This window comes from Bilifractor sp. LCP21S3_A7, assembly GCF_052118825.1.
GTDB lineage: Bacteria > Bacillota > Clostridia > Lachnospirales > Lachnospiraceae > Bilifractor.
This window is the reverse complement of sequence record NZ_JBQKGL010000001.1, coordinates 97,784-112,798: the sequence shown is the minus strand read 5'-3', so window position 1 is coordinate 112,798 and position 15,015 is coordinate 97,784. Positions and strand designations below refer to the sequence as shown.

Genomic DNA, 15,015 nt, shown 5'->3' with positions numbered 1-15,015 from the left:
CATGCATCAGCAGGCAGATAGAGGCGGAAGCTTTGCGTCTGCGCCGCTGACGCGTCAGGAATAAGATTGAGGTGTAACATGGCAGAAGCCAAATATTATCTCAGAGTCATCGCATCGGATAAAGCCTTTTACAACGGTTACGTTACAAGTCTGAAGGTTCCTACCATTGACGGAAGGGAAGGCTTCCTTGCGCACCATTCGCAGATCATGCTTGCGATCGTGCCCGGGGAGATCGACTTTACAACGTCGGACGGCAAAAAGGTAACGGCTGTCTGCGGCAACGGCTCCATGATTTTCGCAAATAACCGTGCAACGATCCTGGTTGACACCTGTGAGTCCCCGGATGAGGTCGACAAGCGTCGTGCCGAGGAGGCACTGGAGCGGGCGAAGGAGCGTCTGCGTCAGAAGCAGAGTTTGCGTGAATACAAGATGACGCAGGCTTCCATGGCGCGGGCTCTTTCACGACTGAAGTTCAAAGACAAGTATATCAACTGATCATGGAACCGCGACGAGTAACCGGTGCGGCACCGGGAAATGAAACAGATAGATTATATCGCAGACCCCTGCAGGAGCGGCAGCGCCTGACAGGGGGTCTTTTTTTACGCGAACAGTGAGCCGCAGCCGAATGCGAAGTATTCGTGTGCGGCGAGCGCCGCGATAGCGAGATAAAACTCGCGCAGCGTGTTTTATCTCGTTAGTCCTTCAACCAAGAAAAATCCGTCATCCGTATCTTATCCGGTTTTTACGGAAATAATTCACGGTTTTAACGGAAAATTAAGAAAAATGGTTCGACAGGTGTACACCTGCCCTGTCTTTATATTATAATAAAACAGTATGTGAACGGGGAAGGAGTAGGGTATGAAGCGTCAAAGTGGTATTTTGTTTCCTGTATTTTCGGTACCGTCTGAATTTGGAATCGGTTGTTTCTCGAGGGAAGCATATGAATTTGTGGATTTTCTGAAAAAGTCCGGGCAGAGCTACTGGCAGGTGCTGCCGCTGGGACCGACCGGCTTCGGAGATTCACCTTATCAGCCGGTCTCGGCGTTTGCGGGAAATCAGAATTATATCGATCTGAGAACGTTAATTGATGACGGGCTTCTGAGAGAAGATGATGTACGCTGTCTGGATTTTGGACAGAATCAGGAGCGTGTTGATTACGGTGCACTTTATACAAACCGGGGCAGGGCACTTCGGATGGCGTACCCGGCCTTCCGCGAGCGTCTTCTGGACTCAAAAAAACAGACGGAAAAAATCAAAGACGCTCAGAATAAAACGGCTGCAGCTTATACGGATATGATCGTCGGCACTGCAGGAGCAGCGGCGGAGAAAGTCACGGATCCAGCAGGGCCTGCGGCGGAAAGAGCTGCGGACGCAGCAGTCTCAGCGGTGAATATGAAATCAGAGAATACGGTACTCCCTGAGAAGGGCCTGTATGAAAAGTATACCGAATTCTGTGAGAGAGAATCGTACTGGCTGGACGACTACTGTCTGTACTGCGCGCTCAAGGAGAAATTCGAGGGAAAGAGCTGGCTGGACTGGGACGATGGTTACAGGGAGCGCAGGGCGGACACACTTAGCCGGGCGAAAGAGGAACTTCAGGATGAGATCTCTTTCTTCTGTTTTGTTCAGTTTGAGTTCTTCACACAGTGGGAGCGGCTTCATCGATATGCCCGGGAACAGGGCATCGGGTTTATCGGGGATGTTCCGTTCTACGTTTCCATGGACAGTGCAGATGCGTGGGCACACCCGGAGGTTTTCCGGTTTGACCGTGATCTGAAGCCGGAATATATTGCGGGGTGTCCGCCGGATGCTTTTTCAGTGACCGGACAGCTGTGGGGAGATCCTGTATACGACTGGGAGAGAGGACGAAAGGATCACTATTCCTGGTGGATCCGCAGGATCCGGGCGAATATGGAGCTTTTTGATATCCTTCGGATTGATCATTTTCATGGCTTTTCGAATTACTATGAAATCCCTTACGGGGATGAGACCGCGGAAAATGGAATCATGAAGAAGGGACCCGGCATGAGCTTTTTCCGGGAGATGAAGAAGACTCTTGGCGAGGTACCGCTGATAGCCGAGGATCTTGGCACGATTACTCCGGAGAATGAACAGCTTCTGAAGGACAGCGGATATCCGGGGATGAAGGTCCTTCAGTACGCATTTGACGGATCAGAATCGAGCTGGTATCTGACCTACCATCATCCGTTCCACTGCGTCGTCTACACTGGCACACACGACAACACGACGATTCTGGACTGGGTGGAACATGCGCCGGATCATGACCGGGATTTTGCCAGACAGTTTATTCATTCGGAGAATACCGATTACGGAGCATTTGTGTGGGATTTTATCCGCGAGGCATATCGTTCGCCGGCAGACACCTGTATCGTTCCGCTTCAGGATTATCTTGTGAAGGGAAGTGAGGCCAGGATCAATACACCCGGCTCGCAGGGAACCAACTGGCAGTGGAGGCTCACGCCGAATTATCTGTCAGACGCTCTGGCGGTCAGCATTCACAACCTCGCAAGGATCTACGGACGGCTGCCAAAGACCGAGCCGAAGAGTACAGACGGACAGAATGATAGAAAGTAGAGGGATTGACGGTATGTCAAATGTAAGCAGCAAATCCGACAGGGAAAAATTCGGCTCCAGGATCGGCTTCATCCTGGTTTCTGCAGGCTGTGCAATCGGAATCGGAAATGTATGGAAATTCCCCTATCTCTGCGGACAGTACGGCGGAGCAGCTTTTATCCTGATTTATCTGGTATTTCTTCTAATCCTTGGAATTCCAGTCATGATCTGTGAATTTTCGGTCGGACGTGCAAGCCGGAAGAGTGCGGCGAGATGTTTTGAGACGCTGGAGCAGAAAGGATCGAGGTTCCACTGGCTGAAATACATCAGTATCATCGGAAGCTATATGCTGATGATGTATTATACAACCGTTGCCGGATGGATGCTTTATTACTGCTATCTTCATGTCACGGGTACATTTGCCGGCGCGGACAGCGCCAGAATAAAATCCGATTATGCCGCGATGCTTTCCAACGCACCTGGCATGGCTTTCTGGACAATTCTGGTGTGTCTTATCGGTTTTGTGATCTGTTATTTTGGAATTCAAAACGGGGTGGAGCGGGTGACAAAGGTCATGATGACCTGCCTGATGGTTCTGATGGTCGTGCTTGCTGTCCACTCGATATTCCTGAAGGGTGCGGCGAAGGGAATCGCCTTCTACCTCGTGCCGGATTTCCGGAACATGGCGGAGCGCGGTGTCGGAAACGTCATCTTCGCTGCAATGAGTCAGGCGTTCTTCACATTGTCCATCGGAATCGGAGCCATGCTGATCTTCGGTTCCTACCTGAATAAGGACAGAAGCCTGACGGGAGAAGCAGTCACGATCACGGCGCTGGACACCTTTGTCGCGCTGATGGCGGGATTCATTATCATTCCAGCATGCTTTGCCTATGGGATAGAGCCGGATGCCGGACCAAGTCTCATCTTCCTCACCATACCGAATCTGTTCAGCCAGATGCCGGGAGGAAGAATCTGGGGCGCGCTTTTCTTCGTCTTCCTGTCGTTTGCGGCGCTGACCACGGTTATTGCGGTATTTGAGAATATTATTGCCTTTGATATTGATCTGTTCGGCTGGACGAGAAAGAAGAGCGTCATCATCAGTGCTGTCCTTGTCGTTCTGCTCAGCCTGCCATGCGTCTTCGGCTACAATATATGGTCATCCTTTCAGCCGTTAGGCGAGGGAACACATATTCTGGACCTTGAGGATTTCATCGTCTCAAATAATCTTCTGCCGCTGGGCAGTCTGGCCTTTGTGCTTTTCTGCACCCGGAAAAGCGGATGGGGATGGGATCATTTCATTCAGGAGGCAGATGCGGGAGAGGGGAGAAAATTCCCGAAAAAACTCAGAACATATATCACCTTTATTGTGCCTGTGATCATCATCGTCATCTATCTGAAGGGATATTACGACATGTTCTCGCCGATGGGAACCGTTGTGCTGACCGGATGGATGTGCATCGCTGTCCTGTTTCTGCTCTTTATTTTCTTCTGCGCGTTTTCGGGAAAAAAGAGAACAAAGAATGCAGCCGGCTGAAAAAGGACCGGCTTGTCTGCCTGGCTGTGACTTCTATGCCATCAGAGGTATAAATGAAAAAAAAGAGACTGCCGGCTGGCTGAAACAGCCACGGCTGATTTCCGTGGCGTTTGTTTCTATGGTTATCAGACGCAGAAAAACAGAAAAAGCAGCCGCCAGAGAGGCAACTGCTTTTTCTGAGTCAACGGTTCGGTCAGTCTTATCGGTCAATGATTTTAAGAATATCCAGAATTTTCTGCTTCTTTTCGTCGGAATATCTTGAAATAATGGATAGAAGTTCGTTATCGAGAGCTGTGGTGCGATATTCGGGTTCGATCTTCCCGACAAGAGAATCCAGTGTGATTCCGGTCAGTTTTGCGTAGTAGGATAATACGCGAAGGGACATCGCCGTCCGGTTATTTTCAACGTTGCTGATGTATCCCGGGGTTACGTGAAGTTCAGAGGCAACCTGGTTTTGTGTCAGACCGTTTTTAATCCGAAGCTCCTTAACTTTCCGACCCAGGTCCTCAAAGTCAAAAGCATTTTCGGTTTCCTTACTCATAAAAAGTTCCTCCGTAAATAATGGATGCTGCATATGTCTTGAGCAAACATTATATATTTGAAATATACAACGTTTTTTCTGGTATTAAATATAAAATATTGCCCATATGTAAAAAACTGACGAACAATTCAATGACCACCTAATTCTACCACTGTTGTAAGGATAAATAAATATACTATTTCCATACAATATTAAAAAAATGCACTCTTTTATGGGGCTTTTCGGTGAAACCGATGGCAAAAAGAGTGCATCATAGTGCCGGGTGTGTATTTAGAAAAGAAAAACAAAAGATTTGTCATTTTGAATAAGAAGGGAGACAGGCATGGAACTTAACATCAGATTTGAAAATCACAGAAACCGTGCGGCAGCATATGACGGAGACCGCGAGGTGGGTGAGTGCACGTTCACACGATCTGACAACCGCTGGGTGATTGAACACACAGAGGTAGACCCCTTGTATAATGGAAACGGGATTGCCGGGAAGCTTGTCGATGAGGTGGCGCAGAACGCGAGAAAGACCGGGGTGAAAATTCTGCCGCTCTGTTCCTACGCAAAGAAAAGAATGCAAAGACCGGAGTACGCGGATCTTGCAGTTTGACCGCCTGGGATAAAATGATCCGGAAAAAAACCGCCCGGGATAAAATGATCCGGGAAAAGCTGCCCGGATAAACCGGCCGCGATAAATCTTAAAAAATCATAAACCGGTTTGTTGACGGTATCGGATATCCATGTTATAGTTTACTCAAATTTAATACTTACGTAGATGTTTTTAGGAAAAGCGGAATCCTGTACAGGAATTCTTTCAGTATAATCTGTGCCGGAGGACCTGCCGAAGGAGTAAAACTCTCAGGTGTCGTGTGGACGAAGACTAAAAACGGAGTGGACTCTGGAGAAACCCTTCAAGGGTGCCGAAGGTGCAAAGTATCTGCGCAAAGCAGGTATGGAATCTCTCAGGCAAAAGGACAGAGTTGTTGATGAACCGGCCGGGCTGTATTTTCAGATACCGTCATCTGTGCGTCGCCGCACATCGGATGATGAAAGCCGCAGCCAGGCAGTTTTTTCAGCAAAAAGTGCTCCAATTCACGTTGCCGGTCGTACCGGCTGGTGGTTGGGGCTTTTTCTTCGCCATGAGTGCTGCCCGGGAGTCTCCTTATTTCTGATACAGATACGCAGGTAAAGAGATTAATCTTAAAGGAGATTTGAAATGGACGCTCTCAACAGTATTGTGGCACTTATTGATGATAAGGTGTGGTTTCTCCTCCTGTTCGTGCTTGTGGGTACGGGAATCTATTTCTCGTTCCGGACAAGATTTGTTCAGGTCCGTCATTTTGGTAGAGCATGGAACCGTGTCTTTGGCAACTTCTCTCTGCATGGCGAAAAGGCCGGGAAGGATGGCATGAGTTCATTCCAGGCACTTGCGACAGCAATCGCGGCACAGGTCGGAACGGGCAATATCGCCGGATGTGCGACGGCACTTGTCGGAGGCGGCCCCGGAGCAATTTTCTGGATGTGGCTTGCGGCATTCTTCGGAATGGCAACGATCTACGGAGAGGCCTGCCTCGCTCAGGTTACGAGATCCCGTGATGATCAGGGCAATATCATCGGAGGTCCGGTTTATTATATCCGCAAGGCATTCAAGAACGGTTTTGGAAAGTTCCTCGCATCGTTCTTCGCGATCATGATCATCCTTGCGCTCGGCATCATGGGCAATATGGTGCAGTCCAACTCCATCAGCGACGCATTTCACACTGCCTTCGGTGCCAACAAGCTGATCATGGGTATTATCATCGCCGTGATAGCTGGATTTATTTTTATCGGCGGAATCAGCCGTATTGCGTCCTTTACGGAAAAGATTGTTCCGATCATGGCGGCGCTTTACCTTGTCGGCGGCCTGATTGTTCTGATTATCAACCACAGAAATCTGCTGCCGGCGCTCGGATCGATCTTTGTCGGAGCCTTTACACCGCAGGCTGTTGTCGGAGCCGGTGCCGGAATCACAGTTCGTCAGGCGCTGAGGCTTGGTGTAGCCCGCGGACTGTTCTCCAATGAGGCAGGTATGGGCTCCACTCCTCACGCGCATGCGCAGGCACAGGTTGATAAACCTCAGGATCAGGGCGAAGTCGCTATGGTAGGTGTGTTCATCGATACCTTCGTCGTACTTACCATGACCGCGCTGGTTATTCTTTCATCCGGTGTTCTTGGCAATTCCATTCCGTACGCGGGTGATATCACCGGTACACCGGTTGCACAGGCTGCGTTCAGTACGGGATTCGGAGCGTTCGGCTCGAAGTTTGTGGCAATTTGTCTGTTTTTCTTCGCGTTTTCAACGATCATCGGCTGGTTCTTCTTCGCGCAGCAGAATGTCAGATATATGGTAGGATCAAAGGCTGTGAAGCCCTTCGCTGTCATTGTCGTTATCTTCATCCTGATCGGGTCAGTCCTGAAGGTAGATCTGGTGTGGAATCTGTCGGATTTGTTTAACGGGCTGATGGCGCTGCCGAACCTGATCGCACTGATTGCGCTTTCCGGGGCGGTTGCGAAGATGGCACACGGAACGATGCTCACACATAAAGATCTGTAAGAAAAGTTCAGCGCTGTGCTCATATCTGTTGCCCTTGGAATCGCATCCAGTCCCTCACTTGCTTCGCGGCAGGCAGCCTGTCTGCATTTTCGAAGAGGTTCACACTTTTGTCATGAAATTGGTGTAGAATAATGTCATAAAGTTTTTGGTGATATTCAGGGAGTATGATTTAAGGGGAATATGTATGAGACTGAGAAGCTGGAAGATGATACAGAAGGATCTGGTTGGCAGTGTAAGCGGCAGCCGGAAGTATGATGACGGGACGTTTATTCATACTTCACCGGTGATTTCCATGGCTTACGATGACGGCCTTTTCATGATGAGAACAGAGAATTCCATCTATGAGTGCGATGTGCAGGATTTTATCGGCACGGAAGTTGAGCTGAATCTGCTGATTGAGAACGCAGAGCATCATGACAGACAGACCACGACAACACTCGACGGGTATCATTACTGAGAGACGATAAGCTGATCCTATAGCGATGCCACAGGATTATGGGTGAAATATTATTCGATTGTGTGCCGTAAAAAGGGCGGACACCTCACAAATAGTTGAATATGGAAATCCCCCGGACGGATGGTATAATAATAGAAAATACCATTTGAAAGGGGGTTTTTTATGTTTCTGCTTCTTCCGGCAATGTACGTTTTCTTTTTGTATCTTTTTCTCGCGGTCCTGCCTGCTCTGATCCTCCTGATCTATGTGTACCGGCAGGACAGGGTAGAGAAAGAACCGGTCGGGCTTCTGATACGTCTGATATTCATGGGCGTTGCCGCGGCATTTCTGTCGATGCTTCTGGAAAGAATCGGCAGCTTTTTTCTGGACCGGTCCCCTCTGAATCCTTCAGGACTTGCGTACACTGCGGTCATGGCGTTTCTGGTTGTCGCTGTTGTTGAAGAAGGCACGAAATATGCCCTGATGGCGGCGGTTACCTGGAAAAACCCGGCGTTTAACTACAGATTTGACGGAATTGTCTATTCGGTTTTTGCGTCGCTGGGTTTTGCCGCGATGGAGAACATTATCTATGAAATGGGGTATGGACCGGGTGTTTTGGTCGGGAGATCTGTTCTGGCAATTCCGGGGCATATGAGCTTTGGTGTTCTGTTTGGAATTTTTTACGGCAGAGCGAAGATTCAGCAGGCGGAGGGGCATCATATCCGTCAGGTTCTGTGCATCGTGACCGGGTACATGCTGGCTGTTTTTCTTCATGGCATCTATGATACCTGCGCGATGCTCGGAACGGGAGCTTCGACGCTTGTGTTCGGTATCGTCGTTGTTGTTATTTATCTTGTATGTTTCCTGCTGGTACGCAGAGAATCGTCCCGTGACGAGAACGTATATTATCATCGCAGATTTTTTTGACAGCGGGCAGATTCACTGCGCGGCGTTTCACAGACAGGATGCATTTTCACAGGCAGGATGCGTTTTCCAAGACAGGGTGCTTTTTCCCAGACAGGATGCATTTTCCCAGACGGGATGCGCTTTTACAGATAGAATGCGTTTTCGGAGACATCGGATTTTGAGGCCTCAGGAAAATCATTAACACTACAGAAAGGGGTGTGGATATGTATATCGATAAATATGAGAAAAGATCCGACCGGGTCCGTTATCTGTCGGGACTTAGTGAGGAGCAGAAGTATGACGCGCTCAATGAGATGATCCGCGCAAGCCGGCATATTGTATTTTTCGGTGGTGCGGGCGTGTCGACCGAGAGCGGAATTCCGGATTTCCGAAGCAAGGATGGTCTGTATAATCAGCACGATGTGAAATTTGACAGCTACACACCGGAATACCTTCTGAGCTGCGATTGTCTGTATCAGCATCCGGAGGTTTTTTACGAATTTTACAGGCAGAAGATGAATGTCGAAGGGATCGAGCCGAATGCGGCGCACAGAAAACTGGCGGAGATGGAGCGGGAGGGGAAACTTGACTGTGTGATCACGCAGAATATTGACGGGCTTCATCAGAAGGCGGGAAGCAAGAAGGTGTATGAGATTCACGGTTCAACACTTCGAAATTACTGTGACCGGTGTCATAAGCGATACCCGTCGGATTACATCTTCCGAAGCAAGGAACCGGTCCCGAGATGCACCGAGCCGGGCTGTACGGGAATTGTGAGGCCAGATGTAACCCTGTACGGGGAAATGCTGCCGGAGGATGCCTGGAGAAATGCGGAGCGTGCCTGCCGGGAGGCGGACATGATGATTGTGGGAGGCACGTCCCTGAGCGTGTATCCGGCAGCCTCGCTTCTGGACTACTTCAGTGGCAGATACCTCGTTTTGATCAATCGAGACAGGACGGTGCGCGACGGGGACGCGGATCTCGTATTCCATGACAGCATCGGAAAGGTTCTGAGTTACTGCGGAAATTGATCATATCGTCTGTCTATGGCAGACTTTATAGAGAACAGATGAAAAACCGGATAAAAATTTCTGATTCGTGTAGTTTTTTTCCAAAATATTCTATATAATAAGGTTGTGAAAGAAAAAATAAACCAATCGTGTAAGTGATTACACAGCATCAGGGACGCTGCAAAGCTGGTATAGGATGGGAAGAAGCCCGGCAGACGTATATGGGTGTGAATCACAGGATTCACTTGAAACTTCAGTTTCAGCGGAACAGGATTAGAAAGAACAGGTACAGAAGATGGCAGACAGAACGCATTCATCAGACGGACAGCAGGGGAATGCCGATATTACAGAAGAGAGGGATGAAGCGGCAACGAAGCGGCCGGTGACGATCCGGGATATCGCAAAGAAGTGCGGAGTATCCGTCGCTACCGTCAGTAAGGCGCTGAACGGTTACAAGGATGTTTCCATGGAGACATCCCGGAAAATCCGCAGAATCGCGGAGGAGATGGATTATCATCCGGATCCTTCTGCCATTTTGCTTCGGACAAATATTTCTCATAATATCGGTGTGGTTTTTGAGGATGACACATCGTCCGGACTCGTGCATCCTTTTTTTTCAGTGATTCTGAACAGCGCAAAGAAGGAACTGGAGCGTCTGGGCTATGATATCACGTTCATCAGCCAGAAGATGGTCGGGGACTCCTTTCTTCAGCATGTGCGCTACCGGAAGTGTGACGGAATTCTCATCGCGAACGTGAATTTCCATGCGCCGGGGATCATTCAGCTCGTGAGAAGCGAGATCCCATTTATCACTATTGATTATCAGGTGAAGAATCACAGCTGCGTGATGTCAGATAATGAAGAAGGCAGTTACGAGCTTACGAAGTATCTTATCGGGCACGGGCACAGAAAGATTGCCTTTATACACGGCGAAGACACGCTCGTCACACAGAAACGGCTGGCGGGTTTTTACCGGGCGCTGAAGGAGTCCGGGATCGACGAGGATGAAGTCTCGGTTCATGACGGGAGATACAACGATCCGAAATTTAACAATGAAATTGTGAAGGAGATCATGAACAGCAGGAATAAGCCGACAGCCATCATGTTTTCGGACGATTTTTCTTATATTGGAGGACGGAGAGTGCTGCGTGAGCTCGGATACCGGATCCCGCAGGATGTGAGCGCCGTGGGTTACGATGGAATCGACGTCGGGCAGATCATGGAGCCGGCGCTCACCACATACCGGCAGGATGCCGAGGGCATCGGAAGGCTTGCGGCCCAGAAGCTGATTGAGATGGTGGTTAACCGCAAATCAAGTATTATTGAGGAGATCGGAGTAAGGGGAAGGCTTCTGGTGGGCGAGACCGTCCGGGATATCCGTAACAGAAATTAATTCCCTGAATGAGCAGGCGCCCCGTCGTAAGGAAGGAGCGTCTGCTGGTATTTACGCGAACAGTGAGCCGCAGCTGAATGCGAAGTATTCGTGTGCGGCGAGCGTCGCGATAACGAGATAAAACTCGCGCAGCGTGTTTTATCTCGTTAAACAAAATAAATGCATCTGTGGGAGCATACAACTCGCACAAATATAGGAAACTATTTTTGTATAAATAGTTTCTTATTTTTTTGCAAGTAAAGTGGTAAAATAAGCCCATGGAAACTGAAACAGATAATTTAGTTTCCGACATCTTGTCGAAGATATGGAGGTCCCGGACGTGATCGATTTTCAGACGGAACAGACAGAGCGGACAGAGCTGACGGAACAGACAGAGCTGACGGAACAGACAGAGCGGACAGAACAGACAGAACAGACAGAGCAGACGAAACCGATGAGTACAGATGCTGCAGCTTCGGATGATGCTTGGTCAGAAGAACGCTGTGCCGGTCAGAATATCCGGGAAGACATCCTGGAGGCGACGCTGCGGCTTTTTAACCGGAAGGGAATGAAGTTTACGATGGATGATCTCGCGAAGGAGCTGCATCGCAGCAAGAAAACCCTTTACGTCTATTTTCCGGACAAAAAGCATCTGCTTTATGAGATGGTGGATTACATCTTTGATTCGATCAAGGAAGATGAGCAGAAGGTGTATGAGAACCGGGAGATGGACATTGTCGAGAGGGTGAGAAGGATTCTGGGCGTAATGCCGGATCGTTATCAGAATGTGGATTTCCGTCAGCTATATGATCTGCGTGACAAGTACCCGTCTGTTTACCGTCACCTGAAGGAACGGCTGGAAAGCGGTTGGGAATCGACCGTGGAGCTTTTGAAAGAGGGCATGCGGCAGGGGAGAATCCGGAGATTTTCCATACCGGTGTTTCAGACAATGATGGAGGCGACACTGGAGCAGTTTTTCGAGAGAGATATTCTGATTGAGAACGGGTTGACGTATCACGCGGCGCTGCAGGAGGTTGTGGACATCCTGGTAAAGGGAATTGTGATCCGCGATCCGTAATCGGAGGAGGCAGTCATGGAAGACAAATCAAGAGAAATATTTGGAAACCGGATACGTGAGCGAGACTATCGGAAAGCGGAAGCTTCCGGGAGAAGGTACGCCAGAAAGTATGGAGATGACGCAAATGCGTCTTATCGTACCATTATCCGGAAAAATCGTTACATCGGTGAGTCGCTCGGCGTGAGCGACATCTGTCTGCCGGAGGACGATATTGCAGGAGAGGAGGAATTTGACACCGGAAAGGGAATCATCGTCGGAAATATACGGATGGGATTCGGACACTACAGGATTTCTATGGCGATGGCTTCTTGCGCGCATGCGATGGGATACAAGCCATACTGGATGGATCTGAATTCCTATCCGCAGACCGCCTGCACAAAGGTGATCCGTGCGCAGAATGACCTGTATTCCATGGGTTCCAGGCTGTCCCAGAAGAGCAGGCTGTTCAATAAGGTCATCTGGGAGCCGCTGAACTATGAGGGCTTTCGGAAGCTTTCCTACAATGCCTCCGATCAGAAAAACGCTGAGATTATGGCGGCAGTGTTCCGGAATGTTCCGAAGGATATCCCGGTGATTGGAACGCATGTGTGGCCGGCACAGGCAGCGGTTCACGCAGGTATGAAATATGTGGTAAACGCCATACCGGACAACTGGCCCATGGCGCTTCATCTGGCGGAGGGCAGTATTCACACGGTACAGACGCATCAGGCATATCAGGGATACCGGATTCTGAATGGTATGGACGGGAATCGGGTGCTACATCCCATGCCGCCGGAATCACTGATCTACACCGGACATTATGTTGATGATGAGCTTGTCCGGAATATTGAAGAGGACTGCGCCGCAAGAATCCGCAGAAAGGACGATGGCAGGCCGATGAGGTTCCTTTTGACAATCGGAGGAGCGGGCGCCCAGAAGGAGATTTTTGCCGGAATCATCCGGCACCTGCTTCCGGTGATCCGAAAGAAGAAGGCGGCGCTTTTCATCAATGTCGGAGACTACCGGAATGTATGGGAGGAGCTGTGTGGCGAAGTGAGCGGGCTCGCGCAGGTCTCGGAAGAACATTTCAACAACTGGAAGGAAACAGAGGAATTTGCGTCGACAGCTCTTTCGGATGATGCGATCGGGGGTGTCCACGCTTTCTGGCATGAAAATATTTTTGAGGCGGTGTACTGTACCAACCTTCTGATGAGAAGCTGTGATGTTCTGGTCACCAAGCCGAGCGAGCTTTCCTTCTATCCGGTGCCGAAGCTGTTCATCCGCAGAATCGGGGGACATGAAAAATGGGGCGCCATCCACTCTGCGGAGATCGGAGACGGAACACTCGAATGCCGGGATCTTCCGCATATTCTTCAGATGACAGATCTTTTCCTGGAGGATGATGTGCTTCTGAAGGATATGTGCACGAATATCATCGCGAATAAGAAGACGGGGATCTATGACGGCGCGTACCGGGCAGTCAGAACGGCTGTGAATCTGAAGCGGGGAATTTGAAAAAGAAATGGGAGGGTTGAAATGAAACTGACGATACGAAATAAAGCGGCGTTCTGCTTCGGCGCTTTTGGCAAGGATATCGTGTATATGCTGGTAAACAGCTATCTGCTCTATTATTACAATGTGGTGCTCGGGATCAGCAGTGCGTTCATCGGAGCGGTTCTGATGGGCGCCAGAATCTTTGACGCGCTGAACGATCCGATCATGGGAGTTGTTGTTGCGAAGACGAGAACGAGATGGGGGCGTTTCCGTCCCTGGATTCTGTCCGGAACGGTACTGAATGCTCTGACCGTCTATGCGCTGTTCGCAGTGCCGGACAGCATGAAGCCGGGTTCCATGAAGATCTGGCTGACGCTGATCTACCTCGCATGGGGCGTCACATACACGCTGATGGATATTCCTTTCTGGTCCATGATCCCGGCAATCACCGAGCCGGGAAAGGACAGAGAGCAGCTTTCTTCACTTGCAAGATCAAGCTCGGGAATCGGAGACGCGATTCCTACCGTTCTCACGATGATCGTGGTTCCGGTATTGTCCGGAACAACGGCGCTGGCAGGATACCGGATCGGCTTCCGTTACTGGGCGCTCATCATCGCGGCAGTATTTCTGATATCGGAAATTGTATTTGTGAAAAATGTTCCGGAGAAAAAACCGGAGGAGATGAAATCCGCTTCGATCGGCGAAATGTTCGGATCCCTCTTCCGCAATGACCAGGCACTCTGTGTCGTGGCAGCGGTAATACTGGTCTATCTGGCACTCGATATTGTGGGGAACCTGATCCTGTATTTCTTCCAGTTTGACCTTGGAAACACCGATGTATACAGCGTATTCACGGCAGGATGTTTTCTCGCACAGGTGATTTTCATGATGCTTGTTCCGGTTTTCCGCAGAAAGATGGAAAAACTGAAACTCTTTTCCGTCACGATTGTGCTTCAGATCGCCGGATTTCTGATATTACTTGCCTTTGCGTTCAGCGGGATCTACAGAGGTTCATGGATCGTGCTGCTTGTTCCTGGTATTTTGGTCTACGCCTCTTACGGTGTGCTGAATGTGATGCTGACTATTTTCCTGTCTGACGCGGTAGACTATGGTGAGGCGAAAAATGGAAAAAGGGAGGAATCCGTGATTTTCTCCATGCAGACCTTCACGGTAAAGCTGGCGTCGGGCATCGCGGCATTTATTTCAGGACTTGCCATTGAGTGGATCGGTCTTGACACGGAGGCGGCCGCGCAGAGCGCAGCGACCCTCGGCGGGCTCCGGCTGTGGATGACGGTGCCGTCGGCACTTCTTCTAGTCGTTGCATTTCTGTTATTCCGATGCTTCTACAGGCTGAGTGACAAAAAAATGGCGGAGGTGATGAGCACGCTCCGCAAACAGAAGCAGGAAATTTAAGATAGCTGTGTTTCGTTCAGAAAAGCGGAACAAAAGGGCTGCCGCCGGCACGAATAAGAATGTGCGGCGGTGGTCTTTTTTTACATCGTTTTGCAAC

At 49.7% G+C, this 15,015-nt stretch carries 13 protein-coding genes and 1 riboswitch; of the genes, 12 read left to right on the top strand and 1 reads right to left on the bottom strand.

The window, feature by feature from the left end; all coding sequences use genetic code 11:
* The first annotated feature begins 78 nt into the window (after positions 1–78).
* The 3 genes from atpC to ACTQ1O_RS00510 all read left to right on the top strand — a co-directional run bounded on the left by atpC (position 79) and on the right by ACTQ1O_RS00510 (position 4,108).
* Complete coding sequence (gene atpC, locus ACTQ1O_RS00520) at positions 79–495, top strand: ATP synthase F1 subunit epsilon (protein ID WP_441485652.1); 417 nt, start codon at positions 79–81, stop codon at positions 493–495.
* A gap of 363 nt (positions 496–858) precedes the next feature.
* Complete coding sequence (gene malQ / locus ACTQ1O_RS00515; RefSeq protein WP_441485651.1) at positions 859–2,595, top strand: 4-alpha-glucanotransferase; 1,737 nt, start codon at positions 859–861, stop codon at positions 2,593–2,595.
* The gene (locus tag ACTQ1O_RS00510) at positions 2,582–4,108 is read left to right on the top strand and encodes a sodium-dependent transporter (RefSeq protein WP_441485650.1); all 1,527 of its coding nucleotides are present in this window, start codon (positions 2,582–2,584) and stop codon (positions 4,106–4,108) included. Before malQ ends, ACTQ1O_RS00510 begins: the two co-directional genes overlap by 14 nt.
* 199 nt (positions 4,109–4,307) lie before the next feature.
* Here ACTQ1O_RS00510 and ACTQ1O_RS00505 read toward each other — a convergent pair whose 3' ends face one another.
* Positions 4,308–4,649 (bottom strand): helix-turn-helix domain-containing protein, encoded by a 342-nt coding sequence (locus ACTQ1O_RS00505; protein ID WP_441485649.1) that lies wholly within the window; start codon positions 4,647–4,649, stop codon positions 4,308–4,310.
* A gap of 322 nt (positions 4,650–4,971) precedes the next feature.
* Between ACTQ1O_RS00505 and ACTQ1O_RS00500 the strand changes: the two genes are divergently transcribed.
* The 9 genes from ACTQ1O_RS00500 to ACTQ1O_RS00460 all read left to right on the top strand — a co-directional run bounded on the left by ACTQ1O_RS00500 (position 4,972) and on the right by ACTQ1O_RS00460 (position 14,918).
* Positions 4,972–5,247 (top strand): GNAT family N-acetyltransferase, encoded by a 276-nt coding sequence (locus tag ACTQ1O_RS00500; RefSeq protein ID WP_441485648.1) that lies wholly within the window; start codon positions 4,972–4,974, stop codon positions 5,245–5,247.
* A 278-nt stretch (positions 5,248–5,525) separates the two neighbouring features.
* A riboswitch (glycine riboswitch) is annotated at positions 5,526–5,625 on the top strand.
* 228 nt (positions 5,626–5,853) lie between these two features.
* Positions 5,854–7,230 (top strand): alanine/glycine:cation symporter family protein, encoded by a 1,377-nt coding sequence (locus tag ACTQ1O_RS00495; protein WP_441485647.1) that lies wholly within the window; start codon positions 5,854–5,856, stop codon positions 7,228–7,230.
* A 184-nt stretch (positions 7,231–7,414) separates the two neighbouring features.
* Entirely contained in the window at positions 7,415–7,687 is a 273-nt protein-coding gene (locus ACTQ1O_RS00490) for a hypothetical protein (RefSeq protein ID WP_441474657.1), read from the top strand.
* Between the two features lie 162 nt (positions 7,688–7,849).
* Positions 7,850–8,593, top strand: a complete 744-nt coding sequence (locus tag ACTQ1O_RS00485) for a PrsW family intramembrane metalloprotease (protein WP_441485646.1) — start codon at positions 7,850–7,852, stop codon at positions 8,591–8,593.
* Positions 8,594–8,796: 203 nt separating this feature from the next.
* On the top strand, positions 8,797–9,603 hold the full coding sequence (locus tag ACTQ1O_RS00480) for an NAD-dependent protein deacylase (protein ID WP_441485645.1): 807 nt from the start codon (positions 8,797–8,799) through the stop codon (positions 9,601–9,603).
* 274 nt (positions 9,604–9,877) lie between these two features.
* A complete protein-coding gene (locus ACTQ1O_RS00475) occupies positions 9,878–10,975 on the top strand; it encodes a LacI family DNA-binding transcriptional regulator (RefSeq protein WP_441485644.1) in 1,098 nt (365 codons plus the stop codon).
* Between the two features lie 319 nt (positions 10,976–11,294).
* A complete protein-coding gene (locus ACTQ1O_RS00470) occupies positions 11,295–12,032 on the top strand; it encodes a TetR/AcrR family transcriptional regulator (RefSeq protein WP_441485643.1) in 738 nt (245 codons plus the stop codon).
* Positions 12,033–12,047: 15 nt separating this feature from the next.
* Entirely contained in the window at positions 12,048–13,526 is a 1,479-nt protein-coding gene (locus tag ACTQ1O_RS00465) for a DUF6937 domain-containing protein (RefSeq protein WP_441485642.1), read from the top strand.
* Between the two features lie 21 nt (positions 13,527–13,547).
* Complete coding sequence (locus ACTQ1O_RS00460) at positions 13,548–14,918, top strand: glycoside-pentoside-hexuronide (GPH):cation symporter (RefSeq protein ID WP_441485641.1); 1,371 nt, start codon at positions 13,548–13,550, stop codon at positions 14,916–14,918.
* The last annotated feature ends 97 nt before the right edge of the window (positions 14,919–15,015 follow it).

Excerpts from the sequence above, each read along its gene's own strand:
- ACTQ1O_RS00475 (WP_441485644.1), top strand. The coding sequence starts at position 9,878 with ATGGCAGACAGAACGCATTCATCAGACGGACAGCAGGGGAATGCCGAT.
- ACTQ1O_RS00510 (WP_441485650.1), top strand. The coding sequence starts at position 2,582 with ATGATAGAAAGTAGAGGGATTGACGGTATGTCAAATGTAAGCAGCAAA.
- atpC (WP_441485652.1), top strand. The coding sequence starts at position 79 with ATGGCAGAAGCCAAATATTATCTCAGAGTCATCGCATCGGATAAAGCC.
- ACTQ1O_RS00480 (WP_441485645.1), top strand. The coding sequence starts at position 8,797 with ATGTATATCGATAAATATGAGAAAAGATCCGACCGGGTCCGTTATCTG.
- ACTQ1O_RS00485 (WP_441485646.1), top strand. The coding sequence starts at position 7,850 with ATGTTTCTGCTTCTTCCGGCAATGTACGTTTTCTTTTTGTATCTTTTT.
- malQ (WP_441485651.1), top strand. The coding sequence starts at position 859 with ATGAAGCGTCAAAGTGGTATTTTGTTTCCTGTATTTTCGGTACCGTCT.
- ACTQ1O_RS00460 (WP_441485641.1), top strand. The coding sequence starts at position 13,548 with ATGAAACTGACGATACGAAATAAAGCGGCGTTCTGCTTCGGCGCTTTT.
- ACTQ1O_RS00495 (WP_441485647.1), top strand. The coding sequence starts at position 5,854 with ATGGACGCTCTCAACAGTATTGTGGCACTTATTGATGATAAGGTGTGG.
- ACTQ1O_RS00465 (WP_441485642.1), top strand. The coding sequence starts at position 12,048 with ATGGAAGACAAATCAAGAGAAATATTTGGAAACCGGATACGTGAGCGA.
- ACTQ1O_RS00500 (WP_441485648.1), top strand. The coding sequence starts at position 4,972 with ATGGAACTTAACATCAGATTTGAAAATCACAGAAACCGTGCGGCAGCA.
- ACTQ1O_RS00505 (WP_441485649.1), bottom strand. The coding sequence starts at position 4,649 with ATGAGTAAGGAAACCGAAAATGCTTTTGACTTTGAGGACCTGGGTCGG.
- ACTQ1O_RS00490 (WP_441474657.1), top strand. The coding sequence starts at position 7,415 with ATGAGACTGAGAAGCTGGAAGATGATACAGAAGGATCTGGTTGGCAGT.